Source organism: Kitasatospora sp. NPDC002522 (assembly GCF_053595195.1).
Map to the genome: position 1 here is coordinate 53,119 of NZ_JBSFXE010000018.1, position 18,661 is coordinate 71,779.

Consider the following 18,661-nt stretch of genomic DNA (forward strand, 5'->3'; position numbering starts at 1 on the left):
AAACCCCCGGTGCGTCCGTGCTGCCCCGGGCAGAGCGTCAGAGCCGGAGCAGCATGCGCGAGTTGCCCAGCGTGTTCGGCTTCACCCGCTCCAGGTCCAGGAACTCGGCGACGCCTTCGTCGTACGAGCGCAGGAGTTCTTCATAGACTTCTGTGGCGACGGCAGCCGGGTCTGCCGTACGATCGTCGTTTTCGCCGATCTCCACGAAGCCGTGTTTCGAGAAGAACGGCACCTCGAACGTCAGGCAGAAAATCCGACGGACGCCGAGCCAGCGCGCGGTCTCCAGCAGCTTCTCCAGCAGGAGATGGCCGATACCGATCCCCGTGCAGACCGGATCGACCGCGAGGGTGCGCACCTCGGCGAGGTCCTCCCACATCACGTGCAGCGCGCCGCAGGCCACCACGCGGCCGTCCTCGTCGCGTTCCGCGACCCAGAACTCCTGGACGGACTCGAACAGTGTGACGGTCGGCTTGTCGAGCAGAATGCCGTCCCGTGAGTAGGCGTCGATGAGCCGCCGGACGGCTCGCACGTCGGTGGTCCGCGCGCGGCGGATGGTGACCTCCATGGCGGGGAACGTTATCGTGCATCGGGCGGCCGGGTCTCCTCGGTATCGACGCCCGCCACCCGCAGGGCGTCCCGAAGGGACTCGCGCTGTTCCGGCGACATCATCCCGAAGAAGTGCACCAGTGCCGCGGCCGGATTGTCACTGGTGGCCCACGCGTCGTTCATCAACGCCGCGGTGTATGCCTCCCGGGAGGAGACCGGCTCATATCTATAGGCGCGCCCGGCGCGCTCCCGGCGCACCCAGCCCTTTCGATAGAGCTTGTCCAGCACCGTCATCACGGTGGTGTACGCGATTTCGCGTTCCGACCGCAGATCCTGCAGAACCTCCCGAACCGTGACCGGGCGGTTCCACTGCCACACCCGGGTCATGATGTCGTTCTCGAGTTCTCCGAGTTGCCGCGCCATAGTGCCGCCCAGGATAGGACCGAAGCGGACAAAAGACGGCAACGGCAAACAAAACGGCGCGCCGTTCCGCCCGGACGGGGGGAACGGCGCGCCGTCGGAAGAGCGCTTATTCGGCCTGCGAACGGGACGCCATCGCCTCTGCGGCGGCGTCCTCCTTGGCCTTCTGCGCGCCGCCCTGGCTACGGATGATGGCCCGCACCAGGAAGGCGAAGCCGACCGCCATGACCAGCGGCGGCACGATCGCGCTGACGTACTCCATCAGTTCACTCCTCGGACTTGTCGTCGGCCGCCGCGGTGGCCTTGGCTTCGGGCTTCACCAGCGGGAAGAGCACCGTCTCGCGGATGTTCTTGCCGGTCAGCAGCATGATCAGGCGGTCCACGCCGAGGCCGAGGCCGCCGGTGGGCGGCATCGCGTACTCCAGGGCGCGCAGGAAGTCCTCGTCCAGCTGCATCGCCTCGACGTCGCCGCCGGCGGCCAGCAGGGACTGCGCGGTGAGCCGGGCGCGCTGCTCGACCGGGTCGACCAGCTCGGAGTAGGCGGTGCCGATCTCGGTGCCGAAGATCACCAGGTCCCACTTCTCCGCGACGCCCGGGATCGAGCGGTGCTGGCGGGTGAGCGGGGAGACCTCGGTCGGGTAGTCCTTGATGAAGGTCGGCTTGATCGCGTTGTGCTCCAGCAGCCGCTCGATCATCTCCAGCACGATCTGGCCGTGGCCCCACTCCTTCTCCCACGGCACGCCCGCGGCGTCGGCGAGCTTGCGCAGCTCCTCGACGGTGGTCTCCGGGGTGACCTCGGTGCCCAGGTGGGCGGAGATGCCCGGGTAGACCGAGACCTCCTGCCACGGCTCGGCCAGGTCGATCTCGTGCTCGGCGCCGTCCGGCCCGACGCCGGTGACCACGGTGGTGCCCAGCGCGTCCCGCGCGGCGTTGACGATGATCGCCCGGATCAGCTCGGCCTGGGTGTCGTAGTCGCCGTACGCCTCGTACGACTCCAGGGCGGTGAACTCCGGGTTGTGGGTGGCGTCCGCGCCCTCGTTGCGGAAGTTGCGGTTGATCTCGAAGACCTTCTCCGCGCCGCCGACCACCAGGCGCTTGAGGTACAGCTCGGTGGCGATGCGCAGGTACAGCTCGATGTCGTACGCGTTGATGTGGGTCTTGAACGGCCGCGCGTTGGCCCCGCCGTGGATCGGCTGGAGCATCGGGGTCTCGACCTCGAGGTAGCCGCGGTCCTCGTAGGTGCGGCGGATCGAGCGGATCACCCGGGTGCGCAGCTGGAGCATCTCGCGCGCCTCGGGGTTGACGATCAGGTCGACGTAGCGCTGGCGGACCCGGGCCTCCGGGTCGGTCAGGCCCTTGTGCTTGTCCGGCAGCGGGCGCAGGCACTTGGCGGTGAGCTCCCAGCGGTCCACCATCACCGACAGCTCGCCGCGCCGGGAGGTGATCACCTCGCCCTCGACGCCGACCTGGTCGCCGAGGTCGATGTCGGTCTTCCAGGCGGCCAGCCGCTCCTCGCCCAGCTTGTCCAGGGAGAGCATCACCTGGAGGTCGCCGGAGCCGTCCCGCAGGGTGGCGAAGCAGAGCTTGCCGCCGGTGCGGGCCAGCATCACCCGGCCGGTGATGCCCGCGCGCTCGCCGGTGGCGGTGTCCGGCTCCAGGTCGGGGTGGGCGGCCCGCAGGTCGGCGATGGTCGAGGTGCGGGGGAAACCGACCGGGTACGGGTCGATGCCGGCCGCCCGGAGCCGGTCCAGCTTCTCGCGCCGGACGCGCATCTGCTCGGGAAGGTCGTCGGTCGCGGGGAGAGTGCTCTGATCGGTCACCCCACCAGGGTAGCCAGGCTGACGGCGCGCTCCGCCACGGGATTACCGGTGCCGCGCCCCGCGGTGCGCGCCGCGCCGGCGCCGCTGGGTGAGGAAGAGGATGACGCCCGAGCCGACGGCGACGGCACCGAGGCCGCCGGCCAGCATCGGGGCGATGCCGGTGGCGCCGGTGGACGCGAGGTCGGAGCCGGGGACGGTGCCGCTCGGGGTGGTCGCGCGGGTGGTGGGCGCCGCGCTGCTCGGGGCGGTGGCGGTGGGGGAGTGCGCCGCGGCGGTGCCCGGCGGGGAGGCCGCTCCGGTCGGCGTGGCGCCGGAGGTCCGGCCGTCGAGGGCGACGGTGGCGGTGTCGTTCGCCTTGTCCGGGTCCCAGGGCTTGCCGCCGTCCCGGCCGTCCTGGCCGATGGACGGCAGGGTCACCACGGCGGAGCCGCCCGCGGCCGGGTCGGCCTCGACGGTGAAGTCGAACAGGACGAAGTAGCCGGACGGGATGACGGAGCCGGTCGCGCAGTCGTAGCGGTCGAGCGAGGCGCTCGGAGCGGGGTCGGCGAGCCGGCAGGCGTCGGGTGCGGCGACCACCCTGGCGGTCTTCGGCAGCTCCACCCGGACGTGGGCGGGCTCGCCGCCGCCGCGCCACCGGATGGCGGCCGGGCCGCTGCTGGTCATGCCGACGGAGAGCTTGCCCTGGCGCTTGGCGGTGTCCGGGGCCCAGGCGCCGAACGCGGCGAAGTCCGCGGAGTTCGCCACCTGCGCGGTGAGCCCGGTGCCGTTGCCCCGGTGGAGGTCGAGCGCGCCGCCCGGCGCGGTCGGGGTCTCGGGCTTGCCGACGGTCAGCCGCGGGCTGCCGGCCGGGCCGGGGGTGAAGTGGTAGCGGCTCAGCGGGCCGGTCCGGTCGGGGGCGGTGGTGTCGACGGCGACGTCCTCGTAGGCGGTGTACGCGGTGGTGTCGACGTGCAGCGCGATCGGGTCGAGGTGGACGCTCTCGCCCGGCGCGACCGTGGAGCCGACGGTGCAGATCACCACCTGGCCGCCGTCGCCGTCGGTGCCGTACTCGCAGTTCGAGAAGCGCGGGGCGAAGGTCAGGTCCATCCCGCCGGTGAAGGTGAAGTACAGCCGGGAGGCCGGGAGTTGGCCCTTGTTGGTGAGGGTGAGGTCGGGCGTCCAGGAGTCGCCGGGCCGCAGGCCGGTGCCGGTCGGGACGGCTGTGAAGGCCAGCCTGCTCCCGCCGAGGGTCACCTTGGTGTCGGAGGCCGTGGTGCCGCTGCCGGCCGCCGCGGTGACGTGCAGGACCGCGGTGGCACCCGCGGTGCCGCCGCCGGCGGGCGCGTACAGCGCGAGCTGCTGGGTGGACGTGCCGTCGACGAGCCAGTGCTGACCGCAGGTCAGCACCTGCATGGCGAGCGTGCAGCCGTCGGGGGTCCGCACCGAGGCGACGCCGGCCAGCGGGGTCAGGTCGACCCTGAACACCGCGCGGGTCGGATGCGTGGTGCCGGGCAGGGTCAGCTTCAGGTCGACGGTGGTGAAGCCGCTGCCGTGGTCCACCGAGGTGGCGGCCGGGTCGACGGCGACCGCGGCGGGGGCGGTGAGGGTCGGGGCCGGGTCGGCCGCGCGGGCCGGTACGGCGGCGCCGCCCAGGGCGAGCGCCGCCAGGGCCGCGGCCGGCCCCAGGGTGCGGGAGCGCGGGATGCACATGGTCTCCCCATGGTGGTCTGTGCGCACAGCTGCGCGCGGCCGACCATAGAGGGAGAAACCGACCGGCGGGAGAACGGGAATCGGACAGTTCGGGGCATGGTCGTTCGTATCGCGGGTGATCTTTACCCAAACGTTGGAAAGCCCCCTCGGGGAGGGGGCTTGGGGGCGGTGACGGTGCGTCAGCCGTCGGTTCCGGTGGCGAGTTCGGGGTGCTCGTCACCGGTGGGCGGTTCGGGGTGCGGAGCGGCCTTCGGGCGGCGGCCGAAGAGTTCCGCCGGGGTCGGCATCCGGCGCGGGCGGGGGCGCTCGGCGGGGGGTTCGGCCTGCGGTTGGGGCTTGGGCTGGTCGCTCATCGGGATCCGTCCTCCAACAGGGGTGGCGGGCTGGGGTTCGGAGGCCGGGCTGGGCACCGCCGTCAGGTGCCGCTGCCCGGAGCCGAGGGAGAGCCGTTCCCGCACCTCCGCCTCGGCGAGCGCGTGGCAGCGCCCGGCGAGCCGCGAGCGGCGGGAGCGCTCCTGCGGGCCGCACGGCTGGCGGGAGAGCGAGCGCAGTGCCGAGAGGTCCTCGGCGGTGGGCAGGTAGCCGTCGGTGACGGCCTCCTCCAGGCGCTCCAGGTAGCCGCCCGCGCTGCCCGGCAGGGCGCCGCGGTAGCGTGCCAGGTCGGCGAGGAGGAAGGCGCGCAGCCGCCCGCCCTCCTGTACGGCCTCGTCGATGGCCTCGGTGAGGCGAAGCGCGTCCTGGACGTCCTCGGCCCACAACTCCCCGGCGGTGGCCGCCGGGAGCCGGTCGGGGAGGGCCGGATGGAGGGCTTGGGCGAGGACACGGCGCAGCACCCGGACTTCGTCGGCGCTGAAGGCCATGCCGCCGCGCGATCCGTGTGGCGTTGGCATGGATCGACAGTACGTGGCGTACGTCCGACTTATGGCGATTGATGACGTGTTTGTCCCGATTGGCCTATGAGAGGCTCATTCGATCCGGAACGCGCCGGGGCCGCACACCCCTGTAACGACACGCCGGGCCATCCGGTCATCCAGGTGTAGGGGAGAACACCGGAACAGGGGAGTCGGACGCGATGGTGACGGACGGTCAGGCGCGATCGGGGCACAACGGCCCGGACGAGGAGTTCAGGGCGTTCGCCGCCGCCCGCGCCGCGGCGCTCTACCGCACCGCCTGCCTGCTCACCGGCGGCGACACCCACCTCGCCGAGGACCTGGTGCAGGACGCGCTCGGCCGGGTCTACCTGCAGTGGCACCGCACCGGCTGGTTCGGCCGCCGCAACCGGATCGACAACCCGGCCGGCTACGCGCACACCGTGCTGGTCCGCGCCTTCCTCACCCACCGCGGCCGGCGCCGCTCGGACGAGCAGCCGACCGCCGAACTCCCCGACACCGCCGCCCCCGACGCCGACCCGGCGCTGCGCCTCACCCTGGTCGACGCGCTCGCCCGGCTCGCCCCGACCGACCGGACGGTGCTGGTGCTCCGCTACTGGGAGGACCGCAGCGTCGAGGAGACCGCGGCGATCCTGAACGCCACGCCCGGCGCGGTGCGCACCCGGGCCTCCCGGGCGCTGACCCGGATCCGCGCCGTCCTCGGCGACGGGCTCGGCACCCTCGCCGACCGCTGATCCGACCGATCGTCAGTTCGCTTTCCACTCCGTTCAGTTCACCGAGAGGATGATCCCGCATGTCCGCAGAAACCCCCGAGCCCGGGCACGAGCAGGCCTTCGCCGACGCGATCGGCCTGGCCGCCGAGTCCTACCGGATCGACCCCCAGCCGCTCGCCGACCTCGGCTGGTCCCGCGGCCGCCGGTTGCGCGCCCGGCGACGCGTCTCGCTGCTGGGCGGCGTCGCCGCGCTCGCCCTGATCGGCGTCGCCGGGGCCGGGGCCATCAGCCTGCCCGGCGGCGGCGGCGGCGCGGTCGGGCCGGGCGCTTCCGGTTCGGCCGCGGCCGCGGTCAGCGGGCCGGAGTTCCAGTCCATGCTGACCGAACTCCTGCCCGCAGGGCAGCTGGTGGAGGTCGGCGAGGCACGCGGGACGGAGAACCCGATCCCGCAGCTGCGGCTGGTCTGGGACGACGGGCACGGCCGCGTGCAGTACCTGTTCTGGATCATGAAGGGCGACGGCGGCCCGACCGCCTGCGATCCCACCGTGATCGCCGGGGACGCCTGCACCGACCGGACCCTGGCCGACGGCACCAAGGTCGTGGTCTACCAGGCCGGCACCCGCCCCGGCGAACCCGCCGGGGCGAAGACCTGGTCGGTGAGCGCCAGCACCGCGGACGGCTACCGGCTGATGCTGCAGGAGTGGAACCGGGTGCCGCTCGCCAACGGCACCCCGGTCACCCGCACCGACCCGCCGCTCGACCAGGAGCGGCTGGTCGCGCTGATCAGCGACCCGCGGTGGAAGCAGGTCGAGCGGTCGGTCCGGGAGGACCGCCCCGAGGACGGACCCGCCGGGATGGTCGGCTCGCCGTCCGCCAAGCCGTGACCCGCCGTCAGGCGGTGGCCGGGCGGTTGCGCTCGAAGATCAGGCGCAGGCCGATCAGGGTCAGCCAGGGCTCGTGGACGTCGATCGAGTCGGCCTCGCCGAGCACCAGCGGGGCCAGTCCGCCGGTGGCGATCACCTGGACGTCGTTGGGGTCGGTGGCCAGTTCCTTGGCCATCCGGTTGACCAGGCCGTCGACCTGGCCGGCGAAGCCGTACAGGATGCCGGACTGCATGCCCTCGACGGTGTTCTTGCCGATCACGTTGCGCGGGCGGGCCAGCTCGATCTTGCGCAGCATCGCGGTGCGGCCGCCGAGCGCGTCCACCGAGATCTCGATGCCGGGGGCGATCGCGCCGCCCACGTAGTCGCCGCGCGCGTTGATCGCGTCGAAGGTGGTGGCGGTGCCGAAGTCCACCACGATGCACGGACCGCCGTACAGGTGGTTGGCGGCCAGCGCGTTCACGATCCGGTCCGCGCCGACCTCCTTCGGGTTGTCCATCAGCACGTGCACCCCGGTCTTCACACCGGGCTCCACGATCACCGCGGGGACGTCGCCGTAGTAACGGCGGGTCACCTCGCGCAGTTCGTGCAGGACGGCCGGCACCGACGAACAGATCGCCAGGCCGGCCACCCGGTCGTCCGCCGAGACGATCGGGTGCGCCCCCATCAAACCCTGGAGCAGTACCGCGAGTTCGTCCGCGGTGCGGCGGGGATCGGTGGAGATCCGCCAGTGCTCGACGATCTCCTCGCCGTCGAACAGGCCGAGCGTGGTCTGGGTGTTGCCGACGTCGATGGTGAGGAGCATGGGGCGCTTTCTGCTTCGAGGGGTCAGGAACTGCGGAGATCCAGGCCGATGTCGAGGATCGGCGAGGAGTGGGTCAGCGCCCCGACTGCGAGGTAGTCGACACCAGTGTCCGCGACCTCGCGCGCCGTGGCCAGGGTCAGTCCGCCGGAGGCCTCCAGCCGGGCCCGGCCCGCCACCAGCTCCACCGCCGCGCGCAGTTGCTCGGTGGTGAAGTTGTCCAGCAGGATCAGGTCCGCGCCGGCGTCCAGCACCGGCGGGATCTGCTCCAGGGTGTCCACCTCGATCTCGATCGGCAGCTCCGGGTACGCGGCGCGGACGGCGGTGAACGCCTCGGCGACACCGCCGGCCGCGACCACGTGGTTGTCCTTCACCAGTGCCGCGTCCGACAGCGCCATCCGGTGGTTGGCGCCGCCGCCGGCCCGCACCGCGAACTTCTCCAGCGCGCGCAGGCCCGGCGTGGTCTTGCGGGTGTCGCGGACCACGGCCTTGGTGCCCGCCAGCGCGTCCGTCCAGGCGCGGGTCGCGGTGGCGATGCCGGACAGGTGGCAGAGCAGGTTCAGCGCGGAACGCTCGGCGGTCAGCAGGTCGCGGGTGCGGCTGCGCACCGAGAGCAGCACCTGGCCGGGCTCGACCAGGTCGCCGTCCTCGACGTGCCGCTCGACCTCGAACTCCTCCTCGCAGACCAGCGAGACGACCGCCTCGGCGACCCGCAGGCCCGCCACGACGCCCTTCTGACGGGCCGTGAAGTCCGCGGTGGCGACGGCCTCGGCGGGCACGGTGGCCACCGAGGTGACGTCCTCGCCGCCGGCCAGGTCCTCGGACAGGGCCATCATCGCCACGTCCTCGACCTCGACGGGGTCCAGCCCGGCCGCCTCCAGCAGCTCCGCCAGCGCGGGGTCGAGACCGGTCTCGTACACCTCGCCGTCGCCGCAGGCACACCCGTCGCCGCAACCGTCGGACTCGGCGGACAGGAGGGGGAGTTCGGAGTGGGACATGAGGGCTGGGCTCCTAGCGGGGAATCGGGGCGCGGGCGGTGACGGGAGGTCAGGCGGGGGTGGAGCGGGTGATGTGGTGCTGCCAGTGGGCGTCGTCGCGGTCCGGGAAGTCCTCGCGCCAGTGGCAGCCGCGGGTCTCCTCGCGGAGGGTCGCGGCGGCGACCAGGGCGGAGGCGACCTGGTGGAGGTTGGTGGACTCCCAGGTCTCGACGGCGGGGTCGGCGGAGTGCCGGGCGTCGGCGAGCGCCGCCAGGCCCTTGGCGGTGGCGGTGAGCGAGTCGGCGGAGCGGATCACGCCCGCGCCGGTCGACATCAGCTGCTGGATCTCGCCACGGGCCTCGGCGGGCAGCAGCGGGACCGGGGTGGCGGCGCTCGCGGCGTCGGTGACCACGGTGCGGGCCGGCAGGTCGCCGGCCGCGTCCCGGGCGGCCAGGTCGGCGGCGATCCGCTCGGCGAACACCAGACCCTCCAGCAGCGAGTTGGAGGCCAGCCGGTTGGCGCCGTGCACACCGGTGCAGGCGACCTCGCCGCAGGCGTACAGGCCCGGGACGGTGGTGCGCCCGTGCAGGTGGTCGGTGCGGACGCCGCCGGAGGCGTGGTGGGCGGCCGGGTAGACCGGGATCGGCTCGGTGACCGGGTCGATGCCGTGCGCCCGGCAGGCGGCCAGGATGGTCGGGAAGCGGTGCTCCCACATCTCGGCGCCGAAGTGCCGCCCGTCCAGGTACACGTGCTGGGTGCCCTGCTCCTGCATCCGGCGGATGATCGCCTTGGCGACGATGTCGCGCGGGGCGAGTTCGGCCAGCTCGTGCTGCCCGACCATGAAGCGCACCCCGTCGGCGTCGACCAGGTGCGCGCCCTCGCCGCGGACCGCCTCGGAGACCAGCGGCTGCTGGCCCTGCGCGTCCGCGCCGAGGAACAGCACGGTCGGGTGGAACTGGACGAACTCCAGGTCGGTGATCTCGGCGCCGGCCCGCAGCGCGAGTGCCACGCCGTCGCCGGTGGAGACCGCCGGGTTGGTGGTGGCGGCGAAGACCTGGCCCATGCCGCCGGTGGCCAGCACCACGGCGCGGGCCAGGATCGCGCCGACGCCGTCGCGCTGGCCCTCGCCCATCACGTGCAGGGTGACGCCGGCGGCGTGGCCGCCGGCGTCGGTGAGCAGGTCCAGCACCAGCGCGTGCTCGATGAGTTCGAGGCCCGGGTCGGCCTCCACCGCGGCGACCAGGGCGCGCTCTATCTCGGCGCCGGTGGCGTCGCCGCCGGCGTGCGCGATCCGGCGGCGGTGGTGGCCGCCCTCGCGGGTCAGGACGATCTCGCCGTCCTCGTCGAGGTCGAACTCGGCGCCGGTCTCGATGAGCCGGCGCACCGCGTCCGGGCCCTCGGTGACCAGCGTCCGGACGGCCTCCTCGTCGCACAGGCCGGCGCCCGCGACCAGGGTGTCCTGCAGGTGCTGCTCGGGGGTGTCGCCCTCGCCCAGGGCGGCGGCGATGCCGCCCTGGGCCCAGCGGGTGGAGCCGTCGTCCAGCACCGCCTTGGTGACCACCATGGCCCGCAGGCCGGCCTTGCGGGCGTTGAGCGCCACGGTGAGTCCGGCCACGCCGGAGCCGACCACGACCACGTCGGTGGTCGTGGTCCAGCCGGGGGCGGGGGCGGTCAGACGGTAGGACATGACTTCAGTCGCTCCTTCAGCGCGCGGCGGCGGTGGCCGTGCCGTTCGAACCACCGTACGCGGCGTCCCCGCGCAGCAGTCCGCTGCCCTCGGGGGCCTCGGCGGCGTCCCCGCCCATGCCGGTGATCCGGTTGTGCTCGTCGACGAAGACGACCTTGGGCAGGTAGCCCTTGGCCTCGGCGGTCTCCATCTGGCCGTAGGCGATCAGGATCACCAGGTCGCCGGGGTGGACCAGGCGGGCGGCGGCGCCGTTGATGCCTATGACGCCGGTGCCGCGCGGACCCGCGATGGTGTAGGTCTCCAGCCGGGCGCCGTTGTTGATGTCGACGATGTGGACCAGCTCGCCGGGGAGCAGGTCCGCGGCGTCGAGCAGGTCCTCGTCGACCGTCACCGACCCGACGTAGTGCAGGTCGGCCTGGGTGACGGTGGCACGGTGGATCTTGGACTTGAGCATGGTGCGGAGCATGGGTCACGCCTCTCTGAGTGCATGCCTGGGGCTACTGCGGGCTGTGCTTACCGGACGATGATGCCGACGTTGTCGATCAGCCGGGTCGAACCGACCCTGGCCGCGACCGCGAGCACCGCCTCGCCCTGGAAGTCGTCCGGCGCCTCCGTGAAGGAGAGCGGGTCGATCAGGGCGAGGTAGTCGAGGGAGATGCCGTCCGCGTCGTCCAGCACGGCGGCGGCCGCCTCGCGGACGGCCTGCGGGCCCTTCGCGCCGGCGTCGCGGCCGGCGAACAGGGCGCGGGAGAGGGCGAGCGCCCGGGAGCGCTCCTCCTCGGAGAGGAAGCGGTTGCGGGAGGACAGCGCCAGGCCGTCCTCCTCGCGGACGGTCGGGACGCCGACGACCTCCACGTCGAAGTCCAGGTCGGCGACCATCCGGCGGATGATCGCCAACTGCTGGGCGTCCTTCTCGCCGAAGACCGCGAAGTCCGGGTCGGTGATGTGCAGCAGCTTGGCGACGACGGTCAGCATGCCGTCGAAGTGGCCCGGGCGGGCCGCGCCCTCGAAGCCCTCGCCCATCGGGCCCGCGGACAGCCGCACCAGCGGCTCGCCGTTCGGGTACATCTCGTCCACCGAGGGGGCGAACACCACGTCCGCGCCCATCTCCTCGGCCAGCGCCAGGTCCGCCTCCAGGGTGCGCGGGTAGCGGTCCAGGTCCTCGCCCGCGCCGAACTGCAGCGGGTTGACGAAGACCGTCACCGCGACCCGGCCGTCCTTGCCGACCTGGCGGCGGGCCGCCTGGACCAGCGCCGCGTGCCCGGCGTGCAGCGCGCCCATGGTCATCACCACGGCGTTGTCCACCGGCTGCTCGTCCGGCCAGAACGCCGCCTCGAACTCGTCCACGGTGCGGGTCAGCACCGCCGTGCGGACCTTGGCGGCCTTCGGGGCCTTCGCCGGGCGCCTGTCGCGTGCCATCAGTGGTTCTCCTCGTTCAGTACGTCCAGCAGCGCCGCCGCCGGTTCGGGCTTGAGCGTGCCGCTCGCCACCGCCCGCTGCGCGGTGGCCTTCGCCATCGCCCGGTAGGCCTGGCCGATGTCCGGGGTCACGGTAGCGAGTTGGGCCAGGTGCTTGCGCACGGTCCCCACGTCGCCGCGGGCCACCGGGCCGGTCAGCGCCAGGTCGCCGGAGCGCAGCGCGTTGTCCAGCGCCGCGCCGAGCAGCGGGCCGAGCATCTGCCCCGGCTCGCCGACGCCCGCGGTGCGCAGCAGCTCCATCGCCTGCGCGACCAGCGTGACCAGGTGGTTCGCGCCGTGCGCCAGGGCCGTGTGGTAGAGCGCCCGGACCTCCTCGGGCACCCAGGCCGGCTCGCCGCCCATCTCCACCACCAGCGCCTCGGCGACCGGGCGCAGTTCCTCGGGCGCCGTCACCCCGAACGGGCAGCCGGCCAGCCGGGCCACGTCCACCGAGGTGCCGGTGAAGGTCATCGCCGGGTGCAGCGCCAGCGGCAGCGCGCCCTTGCGGGTCGCGGGCTCCAGCACGGCCACGCCGTGCGCGCCCGAGGTGTGCACCAGGAGCTGGCCCGGGCGCACCGCGTCGGTGGCGGCCAGGCCGGCCACCAGATCCGGCAGCGCGTCGTCCGGGACGGTCAGCAGCACCAGGTCGGACGCCGCCATCACCTGAGGCGGCGTCACCAGCCGCACGCCGGGCAGCAGCGCCTCGGCCCGCCGCCGGGAGGCGGCGGACACGCCGGAGGCGGCGACCACCCGGTGCCCGGCCAACTGCAGGGCCGCGCCCAGCGCGGGTCCGACCCTTCCGGTACCGACCACCCCGACGGCCAGCCGGGCAGGGCGGTTACCGGGGTCGGAGGGGTCTCCGAAGTCGTGCAGCACAGTTCGCGTTCCAGTCCTCGGCGGGTACCAGACGTACCGGTCCATGGTACGGGGACGGGAAAGGCGGGTGGGACCTCAGAGCACCTCGCCCGCGCGGACCAGGCCGTTCTCGTAGGCCAGCACGACCGCCTGGACCCGGTCGCGGAGGCCGAGCTTGGCCAGGATCCGGCCGACGTGGGTCTTCACGGTGGCCTCGGAGAGGGTGAGCCGGGCGGCGATCTCGCTGTTCGACAGGCCCTGGGCGACCAGCAGGAAGACCTCGCGCTCGCGCTCGGTGAGCGGGCCCAGGACGGGCGAGCCGGGGGTGCTGGACGGGGTCGGGAGCACCTCGGCGAAGCGGTCGATCATCCGGCGGGTGGTGGTCGGGGCGACCACCGCGTCGCCGTTGTGGACGGCGCGGATCGCGGCGACCAGCTCGGTCGGCGGGACGTCCTTGAGCAGGAACCCGGAGGCGCCCGCCTTGAGCGCGGCGAAGGCGTACTCGTCCAGGTCGAAGGTGGTGAGGATGAGCACGTGCGGGGCGCCCACGACCGGGGTGCCGTGCTCGTCCAGGCAGATCCGGCGGGTCGCCTGGACGCCGTCCAGCCGGGGCATCCGGACGTCCATCAGGATCACGTCGACCTCGGCGGTGCGCAGCACGTCGAGGGCCTGCTGGCCGTCGCCGGCCTCGGCGGCGATCTCGATGTCGCCCTGCGACTGCAGGACCATCCGGAAGCCGGTGCGCAGCAGTTCCTGGTCGTCCACCAGCATCACGCGGATGGGCATCGGTGGGGCTCCTTACTTGGACACTTTGAGGGGGAGGACGGCCCTGATCCGGAAGCCGCCGCCGGGGCGGGGCCCGACGTCCAGGCTGCCACTGACCATGCCGACCCGTTCGCGCATGCCGATCAGGCCGTGGCCGAGGCCGTCGGTGCCGCCGCCGACCAGCTGCTCGGAGGTGCTGCCGCGGCCGTCGTCCTCGACCAGCACCTCCAGGTCGCGCTCGCGGAAGTCCACGGCCACCTTGGCCCGGGCCGCCGGGCCGCCGTGCTTGCGGACGTTGGTGAGCGCCTCCTGGACGATCCGGTACACCGTCAGCTCCAGGCCGCGGGGCAGCTCGCGGACCTCGCCGGTGGCGGCGAACTCCACCGGCAGCCCGGCCGTGCGGACCTGCTCCAGCAGGTCGGGCAGCTCCTCGACGCCCGGCTGCGGCACGTACTCCTCGCCGACGGTGTCCGCCGTGCGCAGCACGCCCAGCAGCCGGCGCATCTCCACCAGCGCCTGCCGGCCGGTGGAGGCGATGGTGCCCAGCGCCTCCTTCGCCTGCTGCGGGGAGGAGTCCAGCACGTACGCGGCGCCGTCCGCCTGGACGATCATCACCGAGACGTTGTGCGCCACCACGTCGTGCAGCTCGCGGGCGATCCGGGCCCGCTCGGCGGCGACCGCGACCTTCGCCCGGGCGTCGCGTTCGCGCTCCAGCCGGGCGGCCCGGTCCTCCAGCTCGACCAGGTACGCGCGGCGCACCCGGGTCAGCCGGCCCCAGGCCCAGCACAGCACGAACGGCGTGGTCATCAGCCCGGCCAGGAACAGCTGCCGGCCGAAGTCGCCGCGCTCCGGGGCGTTCATCAGCCGCCACACCGTCAGCGGACCGGCCGCCAGCGACGCGGCCAGCGCCAGCCGGGAGGTCCAGGGCCGGCCGAACGCGGCGCCGGTGTACGCGAAGACCAGGTAGGCGATGCTCGACCCGTTCGGCGCGATCGCCGCCGCGACCTGGCCGAGGCCGACCGCGGTGGCCACCACGGTCATGACGTCCGGCCAGCGGCGGCGGACCACCATCATCGCGGGCAGCACCACCGCCAGCACGATCTCGACCGTGTGCTTGGTCGGGTCCAGCGGCGGACCGTCCGCCGGCGCGGTCTGCTCGACCGCCGACAGCAAGCTGAGGCCCATCAGCAACAGCGCCCAGGCGGAGTCGACCACCATGGGATGTCGGCGGAGCCAGGCGTTGAGTCGATGCACGCCTCCAGCCTAGGGAACCGCAGACCCCGATCAGGTCCGCCGGGAGAGCGATCCGCTGCTACTCCCCAGGGTGGAGACCCGACCGCCGGGGTAACGTCGTCCGCCATGACCTGGATGCGGTGGCGCCCCGCGATCGAGCACGCCCTCTACCGGCCCGACGGCGGCTTCTACCGCCGGCCGGAGGGCCCCGCCGGGCACTTCCGCACCTCCGTGCACGCCTCCCCGCTGTTCGCCGCCGCCGTCGCCCGGCTGCTGGCGGGGGTCGACGCCGCCCTCGGCTCGCCGGCCGAGCTCGCCTTCGTCGACGTCGGCGCCGGCCGCGGCGAACTCACCCTCGCCGTCCGGGCCGCCCTGCCCGCGCACCTGCGCGACCGGGTCCGCCTCACCGCCGTCGAGCTGGCCGACCGGCCCGCCGCCCTGCCCGCCGACATCGCCTGGCAGCCCGAGCCGCCGGCCGGCGTCACCGGGCTGCTGTTCGCCAACGAGTGGCTGGACAACGTGCCGCTGGACGTCGCCGAACCCGGCCCGGACGGTCGGCTGCGGTACGTCGAGGTCGCCGCGGACGGCGCCGAGCGCGCGGGGGAGCCGCTGGCGGCGCCCGACGAGGCGTGGGCCCGGCGCTGGTGGCCGGACGGCACGGGCGTACCTCGGGGCTGGGGGAGGGTCGAACTCGGCGGTCCCCGGGACGCAGCCTGGGCGCGGGCCGTCGGGTCGCTGGAGCGCGGTCTCGCGGTCGCCGTCGACTACGCGCACACGCGCGACGCCCGGCCCCCGTTCGGCACCCTGACCGGGTTCCGGGACGGCCGCGAGGTGGCGCCCGTCCCCGACGGCAGCTGCGACCTCACCGCGCACGTCGCCCTCGACGCCGCCGCCGTCCCCGGCCATCCCACCCTGCTCACCACGCAGCGGGCCGCCCTGCACGCCCTCGGCGTCAGCGGCGGCCGCCCCCCGCTCGCCCTGGCGAGCACCGACCCGGCCGGCTACCTGCGGGCGCTGAGCGGGGCCGGCGAGGCCGCGGAGCTGACCGATCCCGCCGGACTCGGCGCCTTCGGCTGGCTCGCCCAGACCGTCCGCATGCCGGTACCGGACGACCTCGCCGGCCTCCCGGGATGGCAGACTCTCCCCTCATGAAGGACGCGACGGGCATGCGGGAGACCACGGTCGGCATCGGCGCGGGCGCGCAGACGCTCCCGGGCGGGCCGGACAGCACCGACATGGTGCTCAACATCGGTCCCCAGCACCCGTCCACGCACGGCGTGCTGCGCCTCAAGCTGGTCCTCGACGGCGAACGCATCAGCGCCGCCGAACCGGTCATCGGCTACATGCACCGCGGCGCCGAGAAGCTCTTCGAGGCCCGCGACTACCGGCAGATCATCATGCTGGCCAACCGGCACGACTGGCTCTCCGCCTTCGCCAACGAACTGGGCGTGGTGCTCGCCGTCGAGCGGATGCTCGGCATGGAGGTCCCCGAGCGGGCGGTCTGGCTGCGCACCCTGCTCGCCGAGCTCAACCGGGTGCTCAACCACCTGATGTTCCTCGGCTCGTACCCCCTGGAGCTGGGCGGGATCACCCCGATCTTCCACTCCTTCAACGGCCGCGAGGAACTCCAGCACGTCCTGGAGGAGGCCTCCGGCGGCCGCATGCACTACATGTTCAACCGGGTCGGCGGCCTCAAGGAGGACCTCCCCGCGGGCTGGCTGGGCCGGGTGCGCCGCGCCGTCGGCGTGGTCCGCTCGCAGCTGCCGGTCTTCGAGGACCTGGTGCTCGGCAACGAGATCTTCCGCGGCCGGACGGCCGGCGTCGGCGTGCTCTCCCGCGAGCAGGTCCACGCTTACGGTGTAAGTGGGCCGATCGCGCGCGGCAGCGGCGTCGACTTCGACCTGCGTCGGGACGAGCCCTACCTCGCGTACGGCGAACTGCAGGACGTGTTGAAGGTGGCGGTCCGTCAGGACGGCGACTGCCTGGCCCGGTTCGAGTGCCTGCTGGAACAGACCGGCAACGCGCTGGCGCTGGCCGACGCGTGCCTCGACCGGCTGGCGGAGCTCCCCGCCGGCCCGATCAACCTGCGCCTGCCCAAGGTCCTGAAGGCCCCCGAGGGCGAGACCTACGCCTGGACCGAGAACCCGCTCGGCCTGAACGGGTACTACCTGGTGTCGCGCGGCGAGAAGACGCCGTGGCGGCTCAAGCTGCGCTCCGCGTCCTTCAACAACATCCAGGCCCTGACCGAACTCCTGCCGGGCACGCTGGTGGCGGACATGGTGGCGATCCTGGGGTCGATGTTCTTCGTGGTCGGGGACATCGACAAGTAGGGCAACAACAGGGGCTCGGGGAACCGCGAGGCGAGTGGCTCGCGGTCTCAGTCCGGCTGTGGGTCTTGGAGACCTCTATGCGCCGAGACCTTGCAGCGCCCCGGCACCCTTGGCGCCACGCACTCCCGCCGTTCCCCGGGCCCCTAGATGTCCGCTGGGTGTGGGGCGAGGCGGGGGTCGTGGGTCTTGCAGAGTCGGGTGAGGAGCTCGTAGGCCTCGGGGCCCATGAGTTCGGTGAGTTCGGCGCGGTAGGAGACGTAGACCGGGTCGGGGGCGGTGTGGGCTTCGGGGGAGCCGGTGCACCACCAGTGGAGGTCGTGGCCGCCGGGGCCCCAGCCGCGGCGGTCGTACTCGCCGATGGAGACCTGGAGGTAGCGGGTGTCGTCGGGGCGGTCGATCCAGTCGTAGGTGCGGCGGATCGGGAGCTGCCAGCAGACGTCGGGCTTGGTCTCGAGGGGTTCGAGGCCCTCGCGCAGGGCGAGGATGTGCAGGGAGCAGCCGGCGCCGCCGGGGAAGCCGGGGCTGTTGAGGAAGAGGCAGGCGCCGTTGACGCGGCGGGTCTGGCGGTCGCCGTCCTCGTCGAGCATGGTGATGCCGCCGTCGCGGCGGATCCGGCCCTTGGCGTCGGTGCCCTCGGCGTGGTGTTCCCAGATGTCGGGGGTGAGCCGGGCGGCGTGCTCGGTGACGCGCTGCTCGTCGTCCTCGTCGGAGTAGTGGGCGCCGAGGGTGCAGCAGCCGTCGGAGGCGCCGCGGCCGGGCTGGATGCCGTGGCAGCCCTTGCCGAAGATGCAGCCCCAGCGGGAGGTGAGCCAGGTGAGGTCGCACCGGAACACCTGGTCGTCGTCGGCGGGGTCGGTGAACTCGATCCAGGCGCGCGGGAAGTCCAGGGCGACCTCGCGCACGGTGGGCATCGCCAGGTCGACGGTGCCGGCCTTGGCGGTCTTGGCGGACTTCTTGCTCTTCTTGCTCTTCGCGGTCTCTGCTGGTGCCACCCGGCAAGGGTATGGCCTGAGCGGGGTCGAACGGCGTGCGGCGGTGTGCCTTTTGTGCGGGTTTCGGGGTGTTGGTCGGGGATCTGGCGGTCGGTGAAGGTGAAACGGCTGTGAAAAGGACCGGCGGTCTGGGGGCGGGCGGGTCGGGCGGCCCTAGGATGACCCAGCCGGGGGAAGGATGGACGCATCGGGCGTCCGGGCACGGGGGAGTGCGCACCATGGGCGACAAGTTCGTCATCCGGTCGTGGGAAGTCCACGGCGAGGGACGGGAGTTCGAGGCCATCTCGACTGAGTTCGCGGGCGCCGCGAAGCAGTTGGAGAGCGGCCTCGCGGGGCTGGGCAGCCCGTGGGGGCAGGACGCCCCGGGGCAGCCGTTCGGCTCCGCGTACGGCGAGGCCAGGGAGGGTGTGCTGGCCGGGCTGCAGGGGCTGGCGGAGCGGCTGGGCCGGATCGGCCAGGGCCTGCACACCATGGCGGACAATGCCGAGCGCACCGAGTCCGACATCAGCGCCGACTTCAACGCGCCCTCGCTGAACCACCCGGGCGCAACCGGCCACGGCCGCAACGGAGTCTGAGCACACGACCGCCGGGTCCGCCCGCGCCG

At 73.4% G+C, this 18,661-nt stretch carries 19 protein-coding genes and 1 pseudogene; 5 read left to right on the forward strand and 15 right to left on the reverse strand.

Annotated features, from left to right (window positions below; translation table 11 throughout):
* Window positions 1-37: 37 nt before the first annotated feature.
* From ACWD4U_RS17460 to ACWD4U_RS17485, 6 genes and pseudogenes are all read right to left on the reverse strand, one after another.
* Entirely contained in the window at window positions 38-565 is a 528-nt protein-coding gene (locus ACWD4U_RS17460; protein ID WP_363451389.1) for an amino-acid N-acetyltransferase, read from the reverse strand.
* A gap of 11 nt (window positions 566-576) precedes the next feature.
* Window positions 577-969 (reverse strand): BlaI/MecI/CopY family transcriptional regulator, encoded by a 393-nt coding sequence (locus ACWD4U_RS17465; protein ID WP_363451387.1) that lies wholly within the window; start codon window positions 967-969, stop codon window positions 577-579.
* A gap of 106 nt (window positions 970-1,075) precedes the next feature.
* Entirely contained in the window at window positions 1,076-1,228 is a 153-nt protein-coding gene (locus ACWD4U_RS17470; RefSeq protein WP_363451385.1) for a hypothetical protein, read from the reverse strand.
* A gap of 4 nt (window positions 1,229-1,232) precedes the next feature.
* Window positions 1,233-2,786, reverse strand: a pseudogene (gene lysX, locus ACWD4U_RS17475) (bifunctional lysylphosphatidylglycerol synthetase/lysine--tRNA ligase LysX); the annotation flags it as partial.
* A gap of 42 nt (window positions 2,787-2,828) precedes the next feature.
* Entirely contained in the window at window positions 2,829-4,475 is a 1,647-nt protein-coding gene (locus tag ACWD4U_RS17480) for a hypothetical protein (RefSeq protein ID WP_363451382.1), read from the reverse strand.
* Between the two features lie 179 nt (window positions 4,476-4,654).
* Window positions 4,655-5,365, reverse strand: coding sequence for a hypothetical protein (locus ACWD4U_RS17485; protein ID WP_363451380.1), 711 nt, complete (start codon window positions 5,363-5,365; stop codon window positions 4,655-4,657).
* A 182-nt stretch (window positions 5,366-5,547) separates the two neighbouring features.
* Between ACWD4U_RS17485 and ACWD4U_RS17490 the strand changes: the two genes are divergently transcribed.
* Entirely contained in the window at window positions 5,548-6,099 is a 552-nt protein-coding gene (locus tag ACWD4U_RS17490) for a SigE family RNA polymerase sigma factor (protein ID WP_363451378.1), read from the forward strand.
* A gap of 59 nt (window positions 6,100-6,158) precedes the next feature.
* Window positions 6,159-6,962 carry a hypothetical protein gene (locus tag ACWD4U_RS17495; protein ID WP_363451376.1) on the forward strand — a complete coding sequence of 268 codons (804 nt, stop codon included), beginning with the start codon at window positions 6,159-6,161 and terminating at the stop codon, window positions 6,960-6,962.
* 7 nt (window positions 6,963-6,969) lie between these two features.
* On the opposite strand, the gene ACWD4U_RS17500 is transcribed toward ACWD4U_RS17495, so the two are convergent.
* From ACWD4U_RS17500 to ACWD4U_RS17535, 8 genes are all read right to left on the reverse strand, one after another.
* Window positions 6,970-7,764 carry a type III pantothenate kinase gene (locus ACWD4U_RS17500; RefSeq protein ID WP_363451374.1) on the reverse strand — a complete coding sequence of 265 codons (795 nt, stop codon included), beginning with the start codon at window positions 7,762-7,764 and terminating at the stop codon, window positions 6,970-6,972.
* 23 nt (window positions 7,765-7,787) lie between these two features.
* Window positions 7,788-8,759 (reverse strand): carboxylating nicotinate-nucleotide diphosphorylase, encoded by a 972-nt coding sequence (gene nadC / locus ACWD4U_RS17505; RefSeq protein WP_363451372.1) that lies wholly within the window; start codon window positions 8,757-8,759, stop codon window positions 7,788-7,790.
* 49 nt (window positions 8,760-8,808) lie between these two features.
* Window positions 8,809-10,425, reverse strand: a complete 1,617-nt coding sequence (locus ACWD4U_RS17510; RefSeq protein ID WP_363451370.1) for an L-aspartate oxidase — start codon at window positions 10,423-10,425, stop codon at window positions 8,809-8,811.
* A gap of 16 nt (window positions 10,426-10,441) precedes the next feature.
* Window positions 10,442-10,891: an aspartate 1-decarboxylase gene (panD, locus tag ACWD4U_RS17515; RefSeq protein WP_363451368.1), complete on the reverse strand. Its 450-nt coding sequence runs from the start codon at window positions 10,889-10,891 to the stop codon at window positions 10,442-10,444.
* Window positions 10,892-10,938: 47 nt separating this feature from the next.
* Entirely contained in the window at window positions 10,939-11,844 is a 906-nt protein-coding gene (panC, locus tag ACWD4U_RS17520) for a pantoate--beta-alanine ligase (RefSeq protein ID WP_363451366.1), read from the reverse strand.
* Entirely contained in the window at window positions 11,844-12,758 is a 915-nt protein-coding gene (locus ACWD4U_RS17525; RefSeq protein WP_363451364.1) for a Rossmann-like and DUF2520 domain-containing protein, read from the reverse strand. Before ACWD4U_RS17525 ends, panC begins: the two co-directional genes overlap by 1 nt.
* A gap of 75 nt (window positions 12,759-12,833) precedes the next feature.
* Window positions 12,834-13,523, reverse strand: coding sequence for a response regulator transcription factor (locus ACWD4U_RS17530; RefSeq protein ID WP_363451362.1), 690 nt, complete (start codon window positions 13,521-13,523; stop codon window positions 12,834-12,836).
* Window positions 13,524-13,535: 12 nt separating this feature from the next.
* Window positions 13,536-14,756: a sensor histidine kinase gene (locus ACWD4U_RS17535; protein WP_363451360.1), complete on the reverse strand. Its 1,221-nt coding sequence runs from the start codon at window positions 14,754-14,756 to the stop codon at window positions 13,536-13,538.
* A gap of 105 nt (window positions 14,757-14,861) precedes the next feature.
* Here ACWD4U_RS17535 and ACWD4U_RS17540 point away from each other — a divergent pair, with 105 nt between their 5' ends.
* Together ACWD4U_RS17540 and ACWD4U_RS17545 are read left to right on the forward strand one after the other, a co-directional pair.
* Window positions 14,862-15,887 (forward strand): SAM-dependent methyltransferase, encoded by a 1,026-nt coding sequence (locus ACWD4U_RS17540; RefSeq protein WP_363451358.1) that lies wholly within the window; start codon window positions 14,862-14,864, stop codon window positions 15,885-15,887.
* 14 nt (window positions 15,888-15,901) lie between these two features.
* Window positions 15,902-17,065 (forward strand): NADH-quinone oxidoreductase subunit D, encoded by a 1,164-nt coding sequence (locus tag ACWD4U_RS17545; RefSeq protein ID WP_363451436.1) that lies wholly within the window; start codon window positions 15,902-15,904, stop codon window positions 17,063-17,065.
* Window positions 17,066-17,208: 143 nt separating this feature from the next.
* Here the strand turns inward: ACWD4U_RS17545 and ACWD4U_RS17550 are convergent, their stop codons facing one another.
* Window positions 17,209-17,976 carry a hypothetical protein gene (locus tag ACWD4U_RS17550; RefSeq protein ID WP_363451434.1) on the reverse strand — a complete coding sequence of 256 codons (768 nt, stop codon included), beginning with the start codon at window positions 17,974-17,976 and terminating at the stop codon, window positions 17,209-17,211.
* A 299-nt stretch (window positions 17,977-18,275) separates the two neighbouring features.
* On the opposite strand from ACWD4U_RS17550, the gene ACWD4U_RS17555 reads away from it, so the two are divergent.
* Window positions 18,276-18,632: a WXG100 family type VII secretion target gene (locus tag ACWD4U_RS17555; RefSeq protein ID WP_363451356.1), complete on the forward strand. Its 357-nt coding sequence runs from the start codon at window positions 18,276-18,278 to the stop codon at window positions 18,630-18,632.
* The last annotated feature ends 29 nt before the right edge of the window (window positions 18,633-18,661 follow it).